This window comes from Streptomyces himalayensis subsp. himalayensis (genome assembly GCF_013778455.1).
GTDB classification, from domain to species: domain Bacteria; phylum Actinomycetota; class Actinomycetes; order Streptomycetales; family Streptomycetaceae; genus Streptomyces; species Streptomyces himalayensis.
This window is the reverse complement of record NZ_JACEHE010000001.1, coordinates 455,032-477,801: the sequence shown is the minus strand read 5'-3', so window position 1 is coordinate 477,801 and position 22,770 is coordinate 455,032. Positions and strand designations below refer to the sequence as shown.

Below are 22,770 nucleotides of genomic sequence, written 5' to 3'. Positions count from 1 at the left end.
GTGCGCCACACAGCAGTGGAGCGGGTGCCGGTGCTGCGCACGGCGGGCGAGCCGTGACGTGAGCATCAGCTTGCTGGTGGGGTGGGTAATCGGTTGGGAGATCCCGGGACGGATCTCGGAGCGAATGCGATGACGGGCGTGACATCATCGCCTGGATTCGTTAGGAAATTAACTAATGAAGTAGGCTCCGTCAAGGGGACCGGCGTATCCCGCTCCCCGTTGAGCGTTTTCGCTGATCAACCCAGGATTCATTCGACCCCGCAGGTACCCGAGGCACCTTCCCGGCCGGGCACAGAACACAGGGGGAACCCATGACCAACGGTCATCGCGCCGCCACCGATCCGCGGCTGAGCGACAGCGCCGCAAGCGTCTTCGCCGTCCTGGCCGACGCGGGCCGCGCCACCCGGCCGCAGCTCGCGGAGCGCGCGGGGCTCTCCAAACCCACCGTCTCCACCGCCATGGCCGAGCTGGAGGCCGCCGGTCTCGCCACCCGCTTCGGCACCGCCAACGGTGGCACCGGCCGCTCGGCCGCGATCTACGGCCTCGGCCCGGCCGCCGGCGCCGTGCTCGCCATCGACCTGGCCCCCACGCGCACCCAGGTGCGGGGCTGCGCTCTGGACGGCTCCCTGCTCGCCGAGGGCGCGGACTCCCGGCCGAATGCCGCCGGTGCCGTACGTGGGGTCCTCGAAGCGCTGCCCCCAGGCGCCCCGTTGCGCGCCGTCGTCGTCGCGGTCGGCGACGTCACCGCGAAGGGCCGCGGCGGCACCGGTATGCGCCCCGCGACCGCCAAGGCCGGCCCCGCGTTCGATGCCATGGCCGTCGCACTGCCGCCTGGTGCTCCCGTCCATCTCGAGAACAACGTCAACTGCGCCGCGCTCGCCGAGCTGCACGAGGGCGCCGCCCGCGGCCGCCACACCTTCGGCTATCTGCAGATCGGCCTGGGCATCGGCCTCGGCATCGTCATCGGCGGCCAGGTGCTGCGCGGCGCGAACGGCGCGGCCGGAGAGGTGGCCCGGCTGCCGTACCCCTGGGACGAGGGCCGCGAACCGCGCCACGAAGGCCTGGAGGAGTACATCGGCGTGCGCTCCCTGCTGCGCCGGGCCGCCCAGGCCTGGCAGGACGGCGACGGGCCGTGCCCCCGTACCCCCGAGCGGCTCTTCGCCCTCGCGGAGGAGGGCCACGCCACAGCCTGCGCCGCGGTCGGCCGCCATGCCGCCGACGTGGGCCGGCTCGCCGCCGCCGTGGCCGCCGTGCTCGATCCGGGACTGATCGTGCTGGGCGGCGGCACGGGCGCGAATCCGCAGCTCCTGCGCGGTGTGCGGGCGGAGCTGGACCGGCTCAGCTGGCCCACCGAAGTGGTGTCCAGCATGCTCGGCAGCAACGGCACGGTGGTGGGCGCCACCCGCCTTGCCGTGGCCCGCGGAGTCCGGGCGGTGACCGACGGCGCCCCGGCCTGACCTCGGCCCGGCCCGGTCCGCGACCCATGGCACCCCGCCCTGAACTCAGCCCCACCGCGCCCGCCCCCCGCGCACCATGCCCCACGGCCACGGCGCTGCACGCCCCCAGCCCGCGCCTCGGCCGGCGCCGTAGCCCGTACCTCCCCGACGCCCTGGCCCTTTGTGGAAGCCGCGAGTCCGAACCGTGACCCTCGGCACTATGACAGGACATTGACGCCGCCCCGCCCCATCTGCCAGGGTCCCGGGCAAGCGCTTACCACAACCGGCGGGACTCCGGTTCGGGTGAGCTGTCCCGTACGAGGGCGTGCTCGTACCACCGCTGCGAGGCAGCGAGTGAACTGGGACCTTCAACCCACTCAAGCGGTGCGGCCGGGCGAGGCCGCGGCCCGCGGAAGCGCTCAATCGCAGTGACAGGAAACGGGGACCTGCGACTACCAGCGGCCGGCGCCGTGCTCGGTCCGCTACGACGAAAAGGGATCGAAGATGATCAGTGTGGTTGTGCGGCGCTCCCGCCGACTCGGCCGCGGCGGCATACGCCGCATGGTTCCCCTCGCTGCCGTGGCCACGGCAGGTGCCCTGCTGCTCTCCGCCTGCGGGTCGGGGTCCGACTCGGGCGGGACCTCCAAGTCGCTGACGTTCTGGATCTCCACGGTTCCGGGGCAGGACGCGGGCTGGAAGAAGATGGTGGCGCAGTACAAGAAGGAAGCCGGCGTCTCCGTCAAGCTCGTCAACATCCCCTACGACGGCTACACGACGAAGCTGCACAACGCCGCGCAGGCGAACTCGCTGCCCGACGTGGCGGCCGTGCCGGCGCTGGACCCGATCTGGTCGAACAAACTGATCGACCTCAGCTCCATCGCCAACAGCAAGAGCAACAAGATCAACGGGAACTTCGTCGCCAAGGACTCGTCCGGGAAGGTGCTGTCCATCCCCTCGGACATCACCGCGTCCGGCCTGTTCATCAACAAGTCGCTGTTCGAGAAGGCCGGCGTCTCCTTCCCGACGTCGCCCGAGAAGACCTGGACCTGGAAGGAATTCATCAAGGCGGCGGACGAGGTCCGGGAGAAGACCGACGCCAAGTACTCCCTGACGTTCGACCAGTCGCCGTCCCGGCTCCGCGCCATGGTGTACGAGCTCGGCGGGAAGTACGTCCACGCGGACGACTCCGGCAAGTTCTCGGCGGACGCCGCGACCAAGAAGGCCGTGAACTACTTCGTCGGGCTGAACGACGACAAGACCATGCCGAAGTCGGTGTGGACCAGCGGCGCCGACCCGTCGGCCATGTTCCAGAGCGGCGACGTGGTCGCCTACTGGTCCGGCGTGTGGCAGGTTGCCGCCTTCGCGGACAGCATCAAGAAGTTCGAGTGGGCGAGCGTCCCGACTCCCGCCGAGCCGGTGCAGGCCAGCGACGTCAACAGCGGCGGCATGGTGGTCGGGTTCAACAACAACGGCGACGCGGCCACCGCTGCGAACAAGTTCATCTCCTGGCTGTACGAGCCGGACCACTACCGCGAGCTGTGTGAGGCGTCCGGGTTCCTGCCCGTCGAGAGCGGTCTGAACCCGGAGTACCCCTTCGAGTCCGAGGCGGCGCAGGCGGCGTTCAAGCTCTACAACGAGTCGATCCCGCTCTACGACCCGATCTCCGGCTACTTCAACACCGCGCAGACGAACTGGGTGCTGAAGGGCAAGAGCCTCACCGAGGACCCGACCAAGACGGAGCTCGGCAAGGCGATCAACGGCCAGCAGTCGGCCGACAAGGCCCTGCAGAACATCGTGGACGGCTACAACCAGCAGGTCGGCGGCTGAGCGTAGGCCAGAGGCCGAGCGGCGGGGTCGAGACACCGCCGCCCGGCCCTGGGCGCCCACGTGATGCCGGGCTCATGGCGTGAGCCCACCGCAATCCAATCCACCAGCACGGAGTCAGGAAGATGACAAAACGCGCCTCGGACGTGTCCGCGAGCCCGCCCAGGAGACGCAGTAAGTACACTCTTGCGCCGCTCGTCCTCATCGCGGCCAATGTCGTGCTCTTCGCGCTGTTCTTCGTCTGGCCGGCGGTGATCGGGCTCGTCTACTCCTTCACGAACTACACGGGCGTAGGGGCGTTCCAGTTCGTCGGACTGGACAACTACCAGAACCTGGTCGGGGACTCCGCCTTCTACGACGCGCTGACCCGGACGCTGCTGTACACCGTGCTCTTCGTTCCGCTGAACTTCGTGTTCTCGCTGCTCATCGCCAACGTGCTGGTGAGCAAGCACGCCAAGGGCGTGTCGGTCGCCCGCGTCTTCTTCTTCATCCCGTGGCTGCTGTCGCCCATCGTCGTGGGTGTCCTGTGGCGGTGGCTGTTCGGTGAGAATTTCGGACTGGTCAACTACCTCATCGAGAAGCTCGGCGGAAGTGCCGTTCCGTGGCAGTCGAACGCGGACCTGTCGCTGATGGTGGTGGTGGTGGCGGCATCCTGGGCCTGGACGGGCTTCTCGATGCTGCTGTTCATCGCTGCGATCAAGAACGTACCGACGTCGTACTACGAGGCGGCCGCGCTCGACGGCGCCGGTCCGTGGCGCCAGTTCATCAGCATCACACTGCCGAGCATCGCGCCCACTTCCTTCATCGTCATCCTGCTCAACACGATCCACGCGATGAAGGAATATCCGCTGTTCGCCTCCCTCAACAACGGCGGACCCGGAACGTCGAACAACCTGCTTGTCCAGTACATCTACCAGACCGGCTTCAAATCGGGCCAGATCGGCTACGCGAGCGCCGCGTCGTTCGTGCTCATGCTCATCCTGATGGCCGTCGCGATCATCCAGCTGATCGTCAACCGGCGGGTGGAGAACCGATGACAACCACAGACATGCCGCGCCCGGTCGACGCCGAGCCCGGACGGGCTGTTCCCAAGAAGCGGCCCCGCAGCGCGGCCAGCGGTGGGCTTCGGCGCGCGGTGCCCGCGACGACACTCCTGTGGGTCCTGGCGGCCCTCTACGCGGTGCCGGTGCTGTGGTTCGTCCTCAGCTCCTTCAAACCGGCGGGAGACCTGTTCTCCCTTCCGCTGACGCTGTTTCCGCACGACCCCACGCTGTCGGGTTATGCGGAAGCGTGGCGTAGTGCCAACTTCTCCCAGTACTTCATCAACACAACCATCGTGTGTGTGATCGCGACGATCCTCACGGTGGGAGTCAGCTGCTGCACGGGGTACGCGCTGGCCAAGTACGACAACAAGTGGCTCAAGGTCTTCTTCGTCGGCATTCTGGCCACCACGATGCTGCCGTCCGAGGTCATGCTCGCCCCGCAGTTCCTGGTGGTCCGCGACCTCGGCCTCTACAACTCGCTCGCCGGCATCATCCTCCCGGCCGTGCTCACCGCGACCGGGTGCTTCATGTTCCGCCAGTTCTTCCTGACGGTTCCCGACGAGCTCATCGAGGCCGCCCGCATCGACGGCGCGCGTGAGCTGTCGATCTTCCTGAGGATCATGGTGCCGCTCTCCCGGCCCATCATGCTGACGCTCGCCATCCTGTCGTTCCAGTGGCGGTGGAACGACTACATCTGGCCGCTGCTGATGCTCAACGACCCCGAAAAGTTCACCGTGCAGATCGGCATCCAGAGCCTCGTCGGGGCGCAGAACATCAACTGGTCGGTGCTGCTCGGGGGATCGGTCATCTCCATGATTCCGCTGATCGTCGTCTTCCTGGTGTTCCAGCGTTACGTCATGAACGCCGACATCAACGCTGGACTGAAGGACTGACCTTGCCCACCCCGCTGGACCACGAGTTCGTCCGCGCGGCGGCCCGCGCCGCCGACCGGCTGGCCGCCCCGCTGGCGGCCGACCCAGACGAGGAACCCGCCGGTGTGCCGCACCGTGGTCTCGCGCGCCGGGTGAAGACCCTGGTCGCGGCATACCGTTCCCCGGACTCGGCACTGCACGGCAGCAGGCAGGCCGTCACCGCCGCGATGACCCACCTCCACGCCCTGCGGTCCGCGCAGACACCCACCGGCCTCTTCGCCGGCGGCGACAACGTGCAGTCACCGCCGGACTCCGCGTTCACCGTCAACGACGTGTGCGACGCGCACGTCCTCGCCGCCGGCGCGGGGCCCGAACTGCGCGAGGTCACGGCCGCGCTCGCCGAGATCGCCGGCGCCGCCTCCGGCAGTCTCCTGACCGGTGGGGTGCATACCCCCAACCACCGCTGGGAGCTGTGCGCGGCGCTGGCCCGGCTGCACCGGTCGTTCCCGGACGACCGGCTGCTCGACCGCGTCGAGGAGTGGCTCGCCGAGGGCGTCGACATCGACGCGGAGGGCCTGTACTCGGAACGGAGCGCCAACTACGCGGCCCACGTGTCCAACCCGTCGCTGCTGCTGCTGGCCGGCGTGCTCGGCCGCGCCGACCTGCTGGACGCCGTCGAACGCAATCTCGCCACGACCCTGGACCTCATCAGGCCGGACGGCACGGTGGAGACCGTCCACTCGCGACGGCAGGACCAGAACCACCCGTTCCCGCTGGCGCCCTATCTGCCGCACTACCGGCTGCTCGCGATCCGCACCGGCCGGGGCGACTTCAGCCGGGCGGCGCAACTGGCGGCCACCGGCGGCATCGACGACCCCGACCTGCTCGCCGAGACCCTCCTCACCCCGGACCTGTGCCGCGTCCTGCCGACACCGGCCGCGGAGACACTTCCGCGCGACCGGTACATCACCACCGCGCGCCTCGCCGCACGCGCCTCGGCCACCGCGCACACGGTGGTGTACGGCGGCTCCGACGTGCCCGAGCACCGGCGCATCCGCTCGGGCCTCGCCTGCAATCCCACCTTCCTGCGCCTGTTCGCCGGAGACGCCGTCCTCGACGCGGTCCGTCTCTCGCGGGGGTTCTTCGACCTGGGCCCGTTCCGCGCCGCCGACATGCAACAGCCCGCCGACAACCGGTACCGGCTCACCGAAACCCTCACGGCCGCCTACTACCAGCCGCTGCCGCCGGACCGGCGACGGGACGACGGCGCCTACCGGATGGCGGACGAGGGACGCTTCTCGGCCGCGATGGCCTTCCCGGACCGGCCTCGGGACGAGGTCTCACACACGACCCGCGTCGAGGTCGACCTGAGGGACGACGGTGCCGACCTGCGGATCGACCTCAGCGGACCACGGGTGCCCTGGGCCCTCGAACTGACCTTCCGGCCGGGTGGCGTGCCAGAGGGCGCCGTACCGATCGGCGATGGACGCTGGTGCCTGACGACCGGGCCGATGACCTACCGGGTCGGCGACGACGAGATCCGGGTCGAGGCCGGCGTCGAGGCAGGCGAACCGCTTGCCGGGCCGGACCGGAGCGACGTACTGCGCTACGACCCGGGTCAGGACTACACCGTGGTGGGCGGCACCGATGCCACGACCGGGAACCGCGTCTACCTTGGTGGACAAGGCCCGCACACACTGACCGTCGCACTGCGCGCCCGCCGGCCCGCACCTGTCGTGTGACCCCGACGACCCACGCCATGGCCATCTCAGGCATGAAGGGCTGATCCCCGTGCTGCTTCCGCACCAGCGCACCTCCCTGCACGACCAGCCCGACAGCCCCGAGGCGTACGACGCCGTGCTGGCACGCGTCGCCGCCGAGGCGCTGGACCGGATGGGCCCCGACGGCAACCTGGAACGCCCCGGCTGCACGGACGACATCGGCGACACCTCGCTCGGCATCTCCTCGCTGCTGGCGCTGGCGTGGCGGCGTACGGGAGACGAGCGGCTCCCCGAAGCCATCTCCCGCAGCGTGGACTTCCACCTGCGGGAACGGGTGTTCCGCACGGACAACCCCGGCTACCCGAACCTGCGCGTACGCAACTCCGGCGAGCCGTACGCCCGTTATGTCCTCGGCGACGGCAAGCATCCGATCGGCGACTGGCCGAGCACCGTGTGGGCGCTGCTCCAGACGGTGAACCTGCTGGACGTCGGCCAAGGTCTGCTGTCCGACTTGCAGTTGACGGCGCTCACCGAACTGGCCTGCGGCTACTGGCGCTGGCTCACCGAGGTCACGTTCTTCAACCCGCAGGACGCCACCAACCAGGCCATCGGCTGCGTTGTCGGCGGTCTCATGCTCGCCCGGCACCTCCCCCGCAAGGAGGCGGAGGCAGTGCGGGAGACGGCCATGCGCCTGTACACGGAGGAGATCCGCTCCCGCAGACTGCCCGACCGGGGCGCGCTGCTGCCCGCCGAGCACGGCGGCGCATATGACAACAACTACGGCCCGATCTCGCTGTCCTTCCTGGCCCAGGCCCATCTGGTCAGCGGCGAACCCGTGTTCGTCGAGGACGGCGACGACATCGCCCGCTACATCGACGCACGGCTGTCGTCCTGCGGCTACGACGTCGGCGGGCCGCGCTACAGCGAGCAGCACTCCGGTTTCGAAGCGGTCCTCGGTCTACGGCTCTTCAGCCGCCGTATCCGCGCCGACCTCGGCCGCTACCGCGGTGACACCCGGTGGGGCTACCACGCCGCGGGTCCGGAGGGCGCCGTGGACGGCCACTTCGCCTTCATGCTGGTCTGGCAGATCCAGGACACGACGCGCTGGTACCGGGCGCCGCGTACCGCTCCCGTCCGCCATCAGCTGCGCAGCGCCCGCGTCTCCGTCTCCTTCGACACCAAGCTGACGCCGTCACTGATCGAGACCGCCGGGACGCTGCTGCTGCCCGCGGCCGCCGACCGCCAGCACGGCATCGGACCGGCGGTACGGCTCCCCGGCGGACGCACCTTCCTGCTGACCCGCCCGATGGGCCAGGTACGCACACGCGACACATCGGCCCCCGGCCTCATGGCGAAGCTGGTCACCAAACCGGTGGTCAGCGCAGAGCAGGTCCTCGTCCACACGCAGTCGTTGTACGTGACCGACGGGACGTCCCTGTGGCTGACGGTCGCCCTGGACCTGGACCGGTCGGAGGGCGAGCCGTTTCTGCTGGCCGGTCTTCCGTACGCGACGGAGACCGACGGACGGCTGGCGAAACTGCTGGAGGTGGCGGGCCTCGACCTGTCCGAGCGCGCGCGGCGCCTCGCCATCGACGGCACCCTCCACGCGGGCGGCCTGGCGGTCACGGGCGCCGCCCGGATCGCCGTCACCACGCCCGACTGGCCTGGCACGGACGGCTCCGCCTACTTCAACTCCCCCGACACCATCGGCCTCACCCAGGAACAGGCGGCCTTCCGTCTGGCCGCCGACCCGCGCGGTTACGGCAACCCGGACGACGGCTGGCGCAACATCGTCGCGACCACCGCCCTCGAGGCGGAGCCCGCGCCGGGCGCCCCGGACGGGCTGACCGTCTTCGCCGTCCGCTACGGGCCCGCCCACGCCGATGAGCCGTTCACACCGGTCTTCGAGCGCACCGACGGGGGCCTGCTCGTCACCACCGAGGCGTTCACTGCGGTGATCGGCCCGCCCGAGGGGGATGCCACGGGCGAGCCGGTGCTGGAGCTGCGACAGCCAGGCTGAGGGCCTGAACAGCGGAACTGCACCGGTCGGGCCGACCACCCGACCGGTGCAGTCCACATCAACGGCGCTCCGAAGCCGTCACCGCATCAGAACCCCCGCCTCCTCCCCTGTCGCCTCCGAAGGCACCGCCACCAGCCCGAGCTCGGCGGGCGAGCCCAGCAGGCGATGGGAGGGAAGGATCCGCACGGTGTACCCGTAGGGCCCGGTACGGTCCAGCGAGAGCGGGCCCTCGTACACCCAGCGGCCCTCCAGGTCCGGGCCGCCCGCCGGCTTCAGCGGAACGACGGATCCGTCCGCGATGCGGTCCTCGGAGTCGACGCGGCCCGCCACGACCTGCACCTCGACGTCGTCCGGCTGCAGGTCGCCGAGGCGGACCCGGACCCGCACGCCCAGCGTCGAGCCGAGCTCCGCGGTCGAGGAGGCGGCCGAGACCTCGACATGGTCCACGGCCACGTGCCCCCAGGCACCGCGCACCCGGGACTTCCAGACCGCGAGCTCCCGTGCGGACTCCGGGTCCATCGAACGGTGGGCGCGCGCGGCCGGTGCGTACAGCCGCTCCACGTACTCCCGGACCATGCGCCCGGCCAGGACCTTCGGCCCGAGGTGGGTGAGCGTCTGGCGGACCATGTCGATCCAGCGGTCCGGCAGATCCTCCGGGCCGCGCTCGTAGAACCGGGGCGTGACCCGCTGCTCCAGCAGGTCGTAGAGCGCGCCCGCCTCGAGGTCGTCGCGCCGGTCGGGGTCCAGTCCCGAGCCGTCCGCGGTGGGGATGGCCCAGCCGAAGTCGGGCTTGAACCACTCGTCCCACCAGCCGTCGAGGACGGACAGGTTCAGACCGCCGTTCAGGGCGGCCTTCATACCGGAGGTGCCGCAGGCCTCCAGCGGGCGCAGCGGGTTGTTGAGCCAGACGTCGCAGCCGGGATAGAGCTTCGTCGCCATCGCCATCCCGTAGTCGGGCAGGAAGACGATGCGATGGCGCACGCGCGGATCGTCGGTGAAGCGCACGAGCTCCTGGATGAGCCGCTTGCCGCCGTCGTCCGCCGGGTGCGCCTTGCCCGCGATCACGATCTGGATCGGGCGCTCCGGGTGCAGCAGGAGCTCCCTGAGCCGGTCGCGGTCGCGCAGCATGAGCGTCAGGCGCTTGTACGAGGGAACGCGGCGCGCGAAGCCGATGGTGAGCACGTCCGGGTCGAGGACGCTGTCGATCCAGCCCAGCTCGGCCGCGCCGGCGCCGCGCTGCCGCCAGGAGGTGTACAGCCGCTTGCGCACCTCGGTGACCAGCTGGTCGCGCAGGACGCGCCGCAGGTCCCAGATGTCCTGGTCGGGGATGTCGGCGATGGTGTCCCAGCGCTCCGCGCCGCCCACCGACAGCGCCTCCTCGGCGCGCCGGCCGCCGGTCTGCCGGGCGCCGAGCCGGAAGACTTCGGGTGCGACCCAGGTCGGGGCGTGGACGCCGTTGGTGACGGAGGTGATGGGGACCTCTTCGGGGTCGAAGCCCGGCCAGAGCCCGGCGAACATCTCGCGGCTGACGCGCCCGTGCAGCAGCGACACGCCGTTCGCGCGCTGGCCGAGGCGCAGCCCCATGACCGCCATGTTGAAGAGGTTCGGCTCGCCGCCGGGGTAGGTCTCCATGCCGAGCCGCAGGATCCGCTCGACGTCGATGCCGGGCAGCTCGGCGTGGGGTCCGAAGTGGCGGGCGACGAGCTCGCGGTCGAACCGGTCGATGCCCGCGGGCACGGGTGTGTGCGTGGTGAAGACGGTGCCGGCGCGCACGGCCTCGAGGGCGGAGTCGAAGTCCAGGCCGGGGCCGTTCAGCCCCTGCCCTGCGAGCTCGTGGATGCGTTCGAGGCCGAGGAATCCGGCGTGCCCCTCGTTGGTGTGGAACACCTCGGGTTCCGGGTGCCCGGTCAGCCGGCAGTACGTCCGGACGGCCCGCACACCTCCTATGCCGAGGAGCATCTCCTGCAGCAGCCGGTGCTCGCTGCCGCCGCCGTACAGCCGGTCGGTCACGTCGCGCTCGCCGAGGTCGTTCTCCTCGACGTCGGAGTCGAGCATCAGCAGCGGTACGCGGCCGACCTGGGCCAGCCAGATGTGCGCGCGCAGCGACTTCCCACCGGGCAGGGCGATCTCGACCTGACTCGGTGTGCCGTCCTCCTCTCGCAGCAGTCTGACCGGCAGCTCGTTCGGGTCGAGGACGGGGTAGTGCTCCTGCTGCCAGCCGTCACGCGACAGGGTCTGCCGGAAGTATCCATGCCGGTAGAGGAGCCCGACCCCGATCAGCGGTACGCCGAGGTCGCTGGCCGCTTTCAGATGGTCGCCCGCGAGGATGCCGAGCCCTCCCGAGTACTGCGGCAGCGCGGCGGTGACGCCGAACTCGGGTGAGAAATAGGCGATGGCTGCGGGCAGTTCGGCGGACTGCTGCTGGTACCAGCGGTCGCCGGTCACATAGTCCTGCAGATCGGCGGCGACGGCGCCGAGCCGCTGCAGGAACTGCTGGTCCCGGGCGAGCTCGCTCAGGCGGTCGGACGGCACGCTGCCCAGCAGCCGCACCGGGTCGCCCAGCGAGTCGGCCCACCTCCCCGGGTCGACGGACTCGAAAAGATCACGCGTCTCCGCATGCCACGACCAGCGCAGATTCCGCGCGAGATCGCTGAGCGGACGGAGGGGTTCGGGGAGTACGGGACGTACGGTAAATCGACGGATGGCCTTCACGTGGCTCCTCTTTGGCGCCGGAAGGGCGCCGCTCTTGCGGAGGTGGTTGATCACCGTCGGGGTGCCTCAGTGATTACGGTACGGGGCCCTCAAGGGATGTCACGTGACTTCGACAGTAGCGGCGCGGCAGCTCCGTAACCACGGCGCACAATGTGCCCGCCGGTGCACAGGCTGTGTCCGGCGCCCTCCCTCACGCACGTCAGCCGCGCGGCCCGCACACGTGTCCGGAAATCGCCGCAACCTCCGCACCCTTCACGAGCCCCCCACGGACGATATGGCCGATTCCGCCCCCTCGGGTGGTCTTGTAGCGCTTCACACCACACGAGAGGCTGCCAAGTGGCGTCGGCGGGGGGGATCGACAGATCAGCACCAGCGGCTGAACTCTGCCCGACGCATGTCGAGTTGAGGAGGGGAACTCACGACATGGCACTGACGCGTACACAGCGTCTGCGCTGGGCAGGGGCTCTCACCGCGGTCACCACGGCCGCGGTGCTCTCGGCCGTAACCCTGCCGGCACAGGCCGCCCCCGCGGAGGGGCGCGTTCTGGGGGCCGGGGCACCCGGTTCCGTCAGCGGCAGCTACATCGTGACGCTCAAGGGGGGAACGAAGGCTCCGTCGGACGCCGGCAAGGCCATCCCATCGAAGTACGGGGCGAAAATCAGCCACACCTACAGCACGGCACTGAACGGGTACGCGGTGCGGGCGGACGCCGCGGAGGCCCGGCGCCTGGCGGCCGACCCGAAGGTCACCGCGGTCGTCCAGGACGCGAGGGTGACCGTGGACCACAACCAGAAGAACCCGCCGTCCTGGGGCCTCGACCGCATCGACCAGGACGACCTGCCGCTCGACAAGTCGTACACCTGGCCGGAGTCCGCGGGTCAGGGGGTGACGGTGTACGTCATCGACACCGGCATCCGCACCACGCACAAGGACTTCGGCGGCCGCGCGACCAGCGGCTGGGACTTCGTCGAGGACGACGCCGTCGCCCAGGACGGCAACGGCCACGGCACCCATGTGGCGGGCACCGTCGCGGGTACGACGTACGGCGTGGCGAAGAAGGCGAACGTCGTCGCCGTGCGCGTGCTCGACGACGCGGGCGGCGGCACGTTGGCGCAGGTCATCGCCGGGATCGACTGGGTGACCAAGAACGCCAGGAAGCCGGCGGTGGCCAACATGAGCCTGGGCGGTCCTGCCAGCCCCCAGCTGGACGCGGCGGTGCGCAACTCCATCGCGTCCGGCGTGACGTACACGGTCGCCGCAGGGAACGAAGGGCTCCCGGCGTTCCTCGACTCGCCCGCGCGGGTCCAGGAGGCCATCACGGTCGGCGCGACCGACAAGAAGGACGCCCGGGCGAGCTTCTCGAACTGGGGAGCGCGGCTGGACCTGTTCGCTCCCGGTGTGGACATCACATCGGCGTCGTACGCTGACGACACGGGCAGGGCGACCTTCTCCGGTACCTCCATGGCGGCGCCGCATGCCGCGGGCGCTGCCGCGCTCTATCTGGCCGACCACGCCTGGGCATCTCCGGCCGAGGTGAGCAAGGCTCTCGTCGACCGGGCCGTTTCGGGCAGGGTCACCGGCGCACTGCCCGGCTCGCCCAACAAGCTTCTCCAGGTCAACAACCCGTAGCAGCTGGGGGTACCTCTCAGGCCCTCCAGGCACTGGGGGAGGAAAAGCCCTCGAGAAAGGCGCGTTCATGGCACCGGCCCCGTCTCCGCGGCGGGGCCGGTGTTGTGTGCGCACCTACGCGCCAGTAGTTAACACTCCACCGGATTGCCCACCCGAGGACGAGGGAAAGGCTCATCCGGTACGCACAGAAACCTCTCGGACACCTCGCCGTCCGTCCCCCGTGTTAGACCTGCTTCACACCCTCGTATCGGCCCACCCCCCTCCTGACACCAGAACAGCGGTGGCGCCATCGGCGCCCCTCCGAATGAGTGAACGCGGACAGGAGCGGACATGCCCGCAACGCGCCAGTCGTCGACACCACAGATACAAAGGGCAAAGGGCATATCGCCCAAAACCCTCCATACAGACCCCCCAGGTGATCCCATGATCGGCCGCATCCCCGTCCTGGATGTCCGCCCCCTCGTCGACTGCGGTCGCAGGCCCGCGAAGGCGGTGACGGGCGAGGAGTTCCAGATCACCGCGACCGTCTTCCGCGAGGGCCATGACGCGGTGGCCGCCAATGTCGTGCTGCGCGATCCGGAGGGCCGGAGCGCACCGTGGACTCCGATGCGCGAGCTGGCCCCGGGCACCGACCGCTGGGGCGCGACGGTCAGGCCGGACAGCGAGGGCCGCTGGACGTATGCGGTGGAGGCCTGGAGCGATCCGATCAGCACCTGGCGCCACCACGCACGGATCAAGATCCCGGCGGGCCAGGACACGGAGCTGGTGCTCGAGGAGGGCGCCCAGCTGTACGAGCGGGCGGCCAAGGGAGTGCCCAAGGCCGATGGCGGCCGTGAGGCCGTGCTGGCCGCAGTGGACGCGCTGCGCGACACCGGACGCCCGGCCGCATCCCGGCTGGCCGCGGCACTGACACCCGACCTGGACGCGGTGCTCGCCCAGTACCCCCTGCGCGAGCTGGTGACGTCTTCGCAGCCCCTACCCCTGCAGGTGGAGCGGCAGAGGGCGCTGTTCGGCTCCTGGTACGAGTTCTTCCCGCGCTCTGAGGGCGCGGTCGTCGAGGAAGGGAAGCCGCCGGTCAGCGGCACCTTCAGGACCGCGGCAGAGCGGCTGCCGGCGATCGCGGCGATGGGCTTCGACGTGGTGTACCTGCCGCCCATCCACCCGATCGGCACAACGTTCCGCAAGGGACCCAACAACACCCTCTCGGCGGGTCGGCACGACGTCGGCGTGCCCTGGGCGATCGGCTCCCCCGACGGCGGGCACGACGCTATCCACCCGGACCTCGGCACCATCGAGGACTTCGACGCCTTCGTGCGTACGGCCAAGGAACTGCGGCTCGAGATCGCTCTCGACTTCGCGCTGCAGTGCTCCCCCGACCACCCGTGGGTCCAGAAGCACCCCGAGTGGTTCCACCACCGTTCAGACGGCACCATCGCGTACGCCGAGAACCCGCCGAAGAAGTACCAGGACATCTACCCGATCGCCTTCGACAGGGACATGAAGGGGCTGGTCGCGGAGACCCTGCGGGTGCTGCGGCACTGGATGGACCACGGGGTGCGGATCTTCCGCGTGGACAATCCGCACACCAAGCCGGTGGTGTTCTGGGAGGAGGTCATCGCGGAGATCAACCGGACCGACCCGGATGTGATCTTCCTGGCCGAGGCGTTCACCCGGCCCGCGATGATGCACACGCTCGCGGCGATCGGCTTCCAGCAGTCGTACACGTACTTCACTTGGCGCAACAGCAAGGAGGAGCTCACCGAGTACCTCACCGAGCTGTCAGGGGACGCCGCCTCTTATATGCGGCCCAACTTCTTCGTGAACACACCCGACATCCTGCACGCGTACCTCCAGAGGGGCGGCCGGCCCGCCTTCGAGGTGCGAGCCGTGCTGGCCGCGACGCTCTCGCCGACCTGGGGCGTCTACAGCGGCTACGAGCTGTGCGAGAACATCCCGGTGCGCGAGGGCAGCGAGGAGTATCTGAACTCCGAGAAGTACGAGCTTCGCCCGCGCGCCTGGAAGACCGCGGAGCGCACGGGGAACAGCATCGCGCCCCTGATCACCACGCTCAACCGGATCCGTCGCCTCAATCCGGCGCTCCAGCAGCTGCGTGACCTGCACTTTCACCACGCGGACCAGGACGCGGTCATCGCGTACTCAAAGCGCAGTGGTTCGAACACGATTCTGGTGGTCGCCAACCTGGACCCGCACCACACCCAGGAGGCGACGGTCTCGTTGGACATGCCGCTCCTAGGGCTGGACTGGCACGACACCGTTCCGGTACGCGACGAGCTCACCGGAACGACCTACCACTGGGGCAGGGCGAACTACGTGCGCCTGGAGCCGGGTCGAGCGCCCGCGCACGTCTTCACCGTCCTGCGACCGTCCTCACCGATCGGAGGGTCACCCACAACATGATCGTCAACGAACCCGTCGCGGACACCTTCGAGGACACACCCGCCCAGGAGCGGGACCCGGATTGGTTCAAGCGAGCCGTCTTCTACGAGGTGCTGGTCCGCTCGTTCCAGGACAGCAACGGCGACGGCGTCGGAGATCTGAAGGGCATCACCGCCAAGCTCGACTATCTGCAGTGGCTCGGCGTGGACTGCCTGTGGCTGCCGCCCTTCTTCAAGTCGCCGCTGCGTGACGGCGGCTACGACGTCTCCGACTACACCGCCGTCCTTCCCGAGTTCGGCGACCTCGCCGACTTCGTGGAGTTCGTGGACGCCGCACACCAGCGCGGCATGCGGGTGATCATCGACTTCGTCATGAACCACACCAGCGACCAGCACCCGTGGTTCCAGGAGTCCCGCGCCCACCCCGACGGCCCCTACGGCGACTACTACGTCTGGGCCGACGACGACAAGCAGTACCAGGACGCGCGGATCATCTTCGTCGACACCGAGGTGTCCAACTGGACCTTCGACCCGGTCCGCAAGCAGTACTTCTTCCACCGCTTCTTCGCCCACCAGCCGGACCTGAACTACGAGAACCCGGCCGTCCAGGAGGAGATCCTCGCCGCGCTGCGCTTCTGGCTCGACCTGGGCATCGACGGCTTCCGGCTCGACGCGGTGCCGTATCTGTACGCGGAAGAGGGCACCAACTGCGAGAACCTGCCGGCGACGCACGAGTTCCTCAAGCGGGTCCGCAAGGAGATCGACGCCCACTACCCGGACACGGTCCTGCTGGCCGAGGCCAACCAGTGGCCCGAGGACGTCGTCGACTATTTCGGCGACTACGCGACCGGCGGCGACGAGTGCCACATGGCGTTCCACTTCCCGGTGATGCCGCGCATCTTCATGGCGGTCCGCAGGGAGTCGCGCTACCCCGTATCGGAGATCCTGGCCAAGACGCCGGCGATCCCCACCAAGTGCCAGTGGGGCATCTTCCTGCGCAACCACGACGAGCTCACGCTCGAGATGGTCACGGACGAAGAGCGCGACTACATGTACGCGGAGTACGCCAAGGACCCGCGTATGCGCGCCAACATCGGCATCCGCCGCCGACTGGCGCCGCTGCTCGACAACGACCGCAACCAGATCGAGCTGTTCACGGCCCTGCTGCTGTCGCTGCCCGGCTCGCCGATCCTGTACTACGGCGACGAGATCGGCATGGGCGACAACATCTGGCTCGGCGACCGGGACGCGGTGCGCACACCGATGCAGTGGACACCCGACCGCAACGCGGGCTTCTCGTCCTGCGACCCCGGCCGGCTGTTCCTGCCGACGATCATGGACCCGGTCTACGGGTACCAGGTCACCAACGTCGAGGCGTCGATGTCGTCCCCGTCCTCGCTGCTGCACTGGACGCGCCGGATGATCGAGATCCGCAAGCAGAACATGGCGTTCGGGCTCGGCTCGTTCACCGAGCTGCCCTCGTCGAACCCCGCCGTGCTGGCCTTCCTGCGCGAGTACAAGGACGACCTCGTCCTCTGCGTGAACAACTTCTCGCGCTTCGCGCAGCCGACGGAGCTCGATCTGCAGGCGTTCGACGGACGGCATCCGGTGGAGCTGATCGGCGGGGTGCGGTTCCCGGCCATCGGTGAGCTGCCCTATCTGCTGACGCTCGCCGGTCACGGGTTTTACTGGTTCCGCCTGCGAAAGGACGGCTCTGCGTAGTTCCGGGCGGCGGGGCGGTTTCCACCGTCCCGCCCTGGGAACTGTGACCATCACCGAATCCGTACGGTGTCGCACCGGTCTGGTCGGTTGCTCCGGTCGAGTCCGTACGGACCATCCTCACCCGACACGTCCCGTACAGCCGCACAGCATGTGACGCATTCCGGGACACTTGACGCGCATTTCTGTGGGTGCCCGGGGAAAGGACGCGACGCCATGTCGGAAGCCGCCACCCGCAGGGGTACGACCTCCATCGCGCCTCCCGACCTGCTCGCGTCCCTCGATCCCCTGTTGCGGGAGTGGCTGCCGCGGCAGCGCTGGTTCGCCGGCAAAGGGAGGCCGGTCACCGGCTTCGCCCTGGTCTCCGCGACCGAGCTGCTGGAGCCGCCACTGGCATCCCCCGGTGTCATCCACCTCCTCGTCCAGGCGGAGCAGCACCATCAGCCCATACACATCGCCGGCACACCGGGACACAGCAGCGCGCCGCATGCCGACGACTGCTACCAGCTGCTGATCGGCGTCCGGAAGGCGCTGCCGCCGCATCTCGCACCCGCGCTGATCGGGCACGTGACGCACGGTCCGCTGGCCGGGCAGACCGTGTACGAGGGCCTGCACGATCCGGGCATCGCCGAGCTGCTGCTCGAGCGGCTGCGGCTGCCGGGGCGGCTCGGGGAGCTGCGGTTCGGGCGCGACACACGCGTGGACATCCCGTTCGGCCTGGTACCGCGTGCGCTGGGCGCGGAGCAGTCCAACACCTCACTGGTATACGGAGATACGTTCATCCTGAAACTTTTCCGTCGCGTGGTGCCGGGGGTGAACCCGGACCTGGAGCTGCCGCGGGCCCTGGCCCGGCAGGGCTGCGGGCGGGTACCCGCGCCGGTCGCCTGGTTCGAGTCGCACCAGCCCGGCGCGGCGGCCGAACCGCTCGTACTCGGCGTGCTGCAGCCCTACCTCAAGGGGTCCGCGGACGGCTGGGAGCTGGCTCTGCGCATGCTCGCCGAAGGCGCGGACTTCAGCGGCGAGGCGCGGGCGCTCGGCCGTGCGACCGCCGAGGTGCACCTCGCGCTCAGCCGCGCGCTGCCCACCGCGACGCTCGGCCACACCCAGGTGGAACAGATCGCCAAGGGGATGACCGAGCGCCTCGAAGCGGCGGCCCAGGCGGTGCCCGCCCTGCGCCCGTACGCCCCCGGGCTGCGCTCCGCCTTCGACGCGCTGGCGCAGCTGGGCGCCGAGGGCCGGACCTGGACCGCCCAGCGCGTCCACGGCGATCTGCACCTGGGGCAGTGTCTGCGCGCGCCCTCCGGCGGCTGGTCGATCATCGACTTCGAGGGCGAGCCGGCACGTCCGCTCGGCGAGCGGCGGATGCCGCAGCCGACGGTGCGGGACGTCGCCGGCATGCTCCGCTCCTTCGACTACGCCGCTCGTTCCCACCAGCCGTGGGCGCCCGACTGGGCCGACACCTGCCGGGCCGCGTACTGCAGGGGGTACGCGGAGGCGTCGGGCAGCGACCCGCGTACCGAGCCCGTGATACTGCGCGCCTACGAGACGGACAAGGCGGTGTACGAGGTCCTCTACGAGGCGCGGCACCGCCCCGACTGGCTGCCGGTTCCGCTGGCCGCGGTCCGCCGGCTCGCCGCCCCCGACCCAGCCCGTGACCCCGGCTCCGGCCTCTGACCCCCCACTCACCGACGGCCCCGATCGTCCACGATCGCCCGCGACCGACCCGATGCCTTCCGAGGAGGCCTCCCCCGTGACCCGCCCACCGTCCCGCAAGCCGTCCGACGAGTCCGACGCGCCGCCTGTGCCGCCCGCGCCGCGCTCAGCGGAACCGATCTCCGAGGCCGCGGGCGCCGGTTCCGGTGCCGCCGCGAAGGAGACGAAGAAGACTTCGGCGAAGCCGGCCGACCGCTCCTCGAAGAGCCCGTCGCAGAAGAGCACGTCGCAGAAGAGCACGTCCGGCAAGAGCTCTTCGGCGAGGGAGACCAAGGCGCAGCCGCGTCAGGCAGAGCCGGAAGCGGCAAGCCGGGGTAAGGCGGGTCCGGGCGAGGGGGCCTCGAAGAGGGCGGTGCCGGGAGCGGCGGCAACGAAGAAGGACGGTAAGAGCGAGACGGCAACGGGCAAGGCAGTGACAGGCAAGGCAGTGACGAGCAAGGCTGTTACGGGCAAGGCGGCTTCGGAGAAGACAGTGACTGGGAAGGCCGCGTCAGGCAAGGAACTCAAGGAACAGCAACGTCCCGAGACCGCTCTCAGCGAGGCGGCCCGGGAGTCAGCCGCCACTGGTTCGGCGGCCCGAGCGACAGCCGCATCCGGGGCGACAGCCCCCGCCGCGGCCGCTTCCGACGCGGCGGCCCTGGGGACGGCCGCCTCCGGGGCAGTGGCCCCAGGGACGGCCGCCTCGGGCGAAGCGGGCCGCGGGACAACCGCCTCCGCCGGGGCGATTCGGGCAACATCCGCCTCGCGCAAGGCGGCCCAGGAGAAGACCCCCACAGGCGCGGCCGGCGCCGGGAACCCCTCATCCGGCGAAGCGCCCCGGGAAACAGCAGTTCCTGGAGCGGCAGGCCGGGCCACGGCCGCCGCCAGCGGCGCAGCCCGCACGACACCCGCCTCGGGCAAGGCAGCAGCCCCAGGGAACCCCGCATCCGGCGAGGCTGCAGCCCGGGAGACAGCCACCGGCGCAGCGCCCCGGGCCACGGCCGCCGCCAGCGGCGCAGCCCACACGACACCCGCCTCGGGCACGGCGGCCCCGGAGACCGCCACCGGCATGGCGGCCCACCGGAACTCCGCATCCGGTGAGGCTGCCCGCGGAGTTGCCGCTTCCGCTTCTCACGAAGCGGCTTCAGGGGCCGGCTCCTCCGGCCAGGCAGGACGGGTGACCGGCGCCTCCAGCGCGGCGGCCGGGGCGACACCCCCCTCGGGCAACTCAGCCGAGGAGAGGGCCGTATCGGGCAGGGCGAACCCCGGGACACCCGCCTCCGGCGACCCGGCACAAGGCAACGCTGCCCCGGACGGCTCGGCCCGGGAAAACGCCGAATCCGGCAGGACCTCTGCCCAGAACGGCGCGTCCGGCAAGGGGGCCGGTTCCGGGAACAGGAACTCTCCTCCGGGCCGCCCCGGCGTGCGGCCTGCCGATCCCGTGCCGGCCGACGACCGGGAGCGGCTGCTGAACGGCACGCACCACGCCCCCCACTCGGTGCTCGGCGCCCACCCCGTGCGCGCCGGCGTCGTGTTCCGTGCGCTGCGGCCGTACGCGCAGTCGGTCTCCGTCGTCGCCAAGGGGCTGCGGGCGGAGCTGCACGACGACGGGGACGGCTTCTTCTCCGGTGTTCTGCCGCTGCGGGACGTTCCGGACTACAGGCTGCTCGTGGCGTACGAAGGCACAGAGGCCGAGACCCACGACCCGTACCGCTTCCTGCCCGCGCTCGGCGAGCTCGATCTGCATCTGATCGGTGAGGGCCGGCACGAGCAGCTGTGGAACGCGCTGGGTGCGCAGCCCATGGTGCACCAGGGCGTGACCGGCACCCGCTTCACGGTGTGGGCGCCGAACGCGCGCGGTGCCCGGGTGGTCGGAAACTTCAACTACTGGGACGGCACCGGTTTCCCGATGCGCTCGCTGGGCTCGTCCGGCGTATGGGAGCTGTTCGTGCCGTCGCTCGGCGAGGGGGAGCTGTACAAGTACGAGATCACCCGGCCTGACGGGTCGAAGACGATGCGCGCGGACCCGGTGGCCCGCCGCACAGAGGTGCCGCCCGCCAACGCCTCGGTGATCGACGAGTCGCACCACATCTGGCGGGACGACGAGTGGATGGCAAAGCGCGGCGCCCGGCCGGTGCACGAGTCGCCGTTCTCCGTGTACGAGGTGCATCTGCCGTCCTGGCGGCCGGGGCTCACCTACCGCCAGCTGGCCGAGCAACTCCCGGCGTACGTCAACGAACTGGGCTTCACGCACGTCGAGCTGATGCCCGTCGCCGAACACCCCTTCGGCGGCTCCTGGGGCTACCAGGTCACCGGGTTCTACGCCCCGACGGCCCGGATGGGCACCCCCGACGACTTCAAGTACCTGGTCGACGCGCTGCACCGGGCGGGCATCGGCGTGCTCATGGACTGGGTGCCGGCGCACTTCCCGCGCGACGACTGGGCGCTGGCCGAGTTCGACGGGCGTCCGCTGTACGAGCACGCTGACCCGTTGCGGGCCGCGCACCCCGACTGGGGCACGCTGGAGTTCGACTACGGCCGCAACGAGGTCCGCAACTTCCTGGTCGCGAACGCGGTGTACTGGTGCGAGGAGTTCCACATCGACGGGCTGCGGGTCGACGCCGTCGCCTCGATGCTCTACCTCGACTACTCGCGCGAGTACGGCCAGTGGACCCCGAACGAGTACGGCGGCCGGGAGAACCTGGACGCGGTGGCGTTCCTGCAGGAGATGAACGCGACGGTGTACCGGCGGGTGCCGGGAGTCGTCACCATCGCCGAGGAGTCCACGGCCTGGGACGGCGTCACCCGCGCCACGCACCACATCGGCCCCGGCGGCTTCGGCGGTCTCGGCTTCGGCCTGAAGTGGAACATGGGCTGGATGCACGACTCGCTGGGCTACATGTCCCATGAGCCCGTGCACCGCAAGTACCACCACAACGAGATGACGTTCTCGATGGTGTACGCCTACAGCGAGAACTACGTGCTGCCGATCTCGCACGACGAGGTGGTCCACGGCAAGGGCTCGCTGGTGTCGAAGATGCCGGGCGACTGGTGGCAGCAGCGCGCCAACCACCGCGCGTATCTGGGCTTCATGTGGGCCCACCCCGGCAAGCAACTCCTTTTCATGGGACAGGAGTTCGCGCAGGGCGCCGAGTGGTCGGAGAGCCGCGGCCCGGACTGGTGGCTGCTCGACCCGGCCTATGCGGCGGAGCCCGACCATCGCGGCGTACGGGACCTGGTGCGCGATCTCAACACCGTGTACGTGCGCGAGCCCGCCCTGTGGGAGCGGGACACCGACCCGGCCGGGTTCGCCTGGATCGAGGGCAACGCGGCGGAGGACAACGTGTTCGCGTTCCTGCGTCATGACGCGCAGGGCTCCCCGCTTCTTGTCGTCTCCAACTTCTCGCCCGTGGTGCGCCATGAGTACCGGGTGGGTGTTCCCGACGACGTTCCCGCGTGGCATGAGGTTCTCAACACGGATGCCGCGCGATATGGGGGCAGTGATGTGCGGAATCCGGATCCGGTCAAGCCGGAGCCGCAGGGGGCCCATGGGCGCCCTGCGAGCATCCGGCTGGCCCTGCCGCCGCTTGCCACGGTGTGGCTGCGGCCGGCCTGAGTTCGCCCCCTCCGCCCCTACCCGTCCCGTACCTGGGGGGCTTCGCCCCCCGGCCCACCCTTTTTCGGCCTGACGGCCTCGTCCTCAAAC

At 70.1% G+C, this 22,770-nt stretch carries 12 protein-coding genes; 11 read left to right on the top strand and 1 reads right to left on the bottom strand.

What is annotated here, in order from left to right:
* The first annotated feature begins 311 nt into the window (after positions 1 to 311).
* The 6 genes from H1D24_RS02115 (at position 312) to H1D24_RS02090 (ending at position 8,916) form a co-directional block, all read left to right on the top strand.
* Entirely contained in the window at positions 312 to 1,457 is a 1,146-nt protein-coding gene (locus tag H1D24_RS02115; RefSeq protein ID WP_181655584.1) for an ROK family transcriptional regulator, read from the top strand.
* A 483-nt stretch (positions 1,458 to 1,940) separates the two neighbouring features.
* Positions 1,941 to 3,263: an extracellular solute-binding protein gene (locus H1D24_RS02110; RefSeq protein WP_181655583.1), complete on the top strand. Its 1,323-nt coding sequence runs from the start codon at positions 1,941 to 1,943 to the stop codon at positions 3,261 to 3,263.
* Positions 3,264 to 3,385: 122 nt separating this feature from the next.
* Positions 3,386 to 4,297 carry a carbohydrate ABC transporter permease gene (locus H1D24_RS02105; RefSeq protein ID WP_181655582.1) on the top strand — a complete coding sequence of 304 codons (912 nt, stop codon included), beginning with the start codon at positions 3,386 to 3,388 and terminating at the stop codon, positions 4,295 to 4,297.
* Entirely contained in the window at positions 4,294 to 5,196 is a 903-nt protein-coding gene (locus H1D24_RS02100) for a carbohydrate ABC transporter permease (protein ID WP_181655581.1), read from the top strand. Before H1D24_RS02105 ends, H1D24_RS02100 begins: the two co-directional genes overlap by 4 nt.
* Positions 5,197 to 5,198: 2 nt before the next feature.
* On the top strand, positions 5,199 to 6,917 hold the full coding sequence (locus H1D24_RS02095) for a hypothetical protein (RefSeq protein ID WP_181655580.1): 1,719 nt from the start codon (positions 5,199 to 5,201) through the stop codon (positions 6,915 to 6,917).
* Between the two features lie 49 nt (positions 6,918 to 6,966).
* Entirely contained in the window at positions 6,967 to 8,916 is a 1,950-nt protein-coding gene (locus tag H1D24_RS02090; protein ID WP_181655579.1) for a hypothetical protein, read from the top strand.
* Positions 8,917 to 8,994: 78 nt separating this feature from the next.
* Here H1D24_RS02090 and glgP read toward each other — a convergent pair whose 3' ends face one another.
* Positions 8,995 to 11,628 (bottom strand): alpha-glucan family phosphorylase, encoded by a 2,634-nt coding sequence (gene glgP, locus H1D24_RS02085; protein ID WP_181655578.1) that lies wholly within the window; start codon positions 11,626 to 11,628, stop codon positions 8,995 to 8,997.
* Between the two features lie 423 nt (positions 11,629 to 12,051).
* On the opposite strand from glgP, the gene H1D24_RS02080 reads away from it, so the two are divergent.
* The 5 genes from H1D24_RS02080 to glgB all read left to right on the top strand — a co-directional run bounded on the left by H1D24_RS02080 (position 12,052) and on the right by glgB (position 22,680).
* Positions 12,052 to 13,257, top strand: a complete 1,206-nt coding sequence (locus H1D24_RS02080; protein WP_181655577.1) for a S8 family peptidase — start codon at positions 12,052 to 12,054, stop codon at positions 13,255 to 13,257.
* 423 nt (positions 13,258 to 13,680) lie between these two features.
* A complete protein-coding gene (locus H1D24_RS02075) occupies positions 13,681 to 15,675 on the top strand; it encodes an alpha-1,4-glucan--maltose-1-phosphate maltosyltransferase (RefSeq protein WP_181655576.1) in 1,995 nt (664 codons plus the stop codon).
* Positions 15,672 to 17,375, top strand: coding sequence for a maltose alpha-D-glucosyltransferase (gene treS, locus H1D24_RS02070; protein ID WP_181655575.1), 1,704 nt, complete (start codon positions 15,672 to 15,674; stop codon positions 17,373 to 17,375). Before H1D24_RS02075 ends, treS begins: the two co-directional genes overlap by 4 nt.
* Before the next feature lie 213 nt (positions 17,376 to 17,588).
* A complete protein-coding gene (locus tag H1D24_RS02065; protein ID WP_181655574.1) occupies positions 17,589 to 19,046 on the top strand; it encodes a maltokinase N-terminal cap-like domain-containing protein in 1,458 nt (485 codons plus the stop codon).
* Positions 19,047 to 20,133: 1,087 nt separating this feature from the next.
* On the top strand, positions 20,134 to 22,680 hold the full coding sequence (gene glgB, locus H1D24_RS02060; protein ID WP_181655889.1) for a 1,4-alpha-glucan branching enzyme: 2,547 nt from the start codon (positions 20,134 to 20,136) through the stop codon (positions 22,678 to 22,680).
* The last annotated feature ends 90 nt before the right edge of the window (positions 22,681 to 22,770 follow it).

Bases quoted from the DNA above. Each gene is read 5' to 3' on its own strand.
- H1D24_RS02115 (WP_181655584.1), top strand. From the start codon at position 312: ATGACCAACGGTCATCGCGCCGCCACCGATCCGCGGCTGAGCGACAGC.
- H1D24_RS02110 (WP_181655583.1), top strand. From the start codon at position 1,941: ATGATCAGTGTGGTTGTGCGGCGCTCCCGCCGACTCGGCCGCGGCGGC.
- H1D24_RS02105 (WP_181655582.1), top strand. From the start codon at position 3,386: ATGACAAAACGCGCCTCGGACGTGTCCGCGAGCCCGCCCAGGAGACGC.
- H1D24_RS02100 (WP_181655581.1), top strand. From the start codon at position 4,294: ATGACAACCACAGACATGCCGCGCCCGGTCGACGCCGAGCCCGGACGG.
- H1D24_RS02080 (WP_181655577.1), top strand. From the start codon at position 12,052: ATGGCACTGACGCGTACACAGCGTCTGCGCTGGGCAGGGGCTCTCACC.
- H1D24_RS02075 (WP_181655576.1), top strand. From the start codon at position 13,681: ATGATCGGCCGCATCCCCGTCCTGGATGTCCGCCCCCTCGTCGACTGC.
- treS (WP_181655575.1), top strand. From the start codon at position 15,672: ATGATCGTCAACGAACCCGTCGCGGACACCTTCGAGGACACACCCGCC.
- H1D24_RS02065 (WP_181655574.1), top strand. From the start codon at position 17,589: ATGTCGGAAGCCGCCACCCGCAGGGGTACGACCTCCATCGCGCCTCCC.
- glgB (WP_181655889.1), top strand. From the start codon at position 20,134: ATGGCGGCCCACCGGAACTCCGCATCCGGTGAGGCTGCCCGCGGAGTT.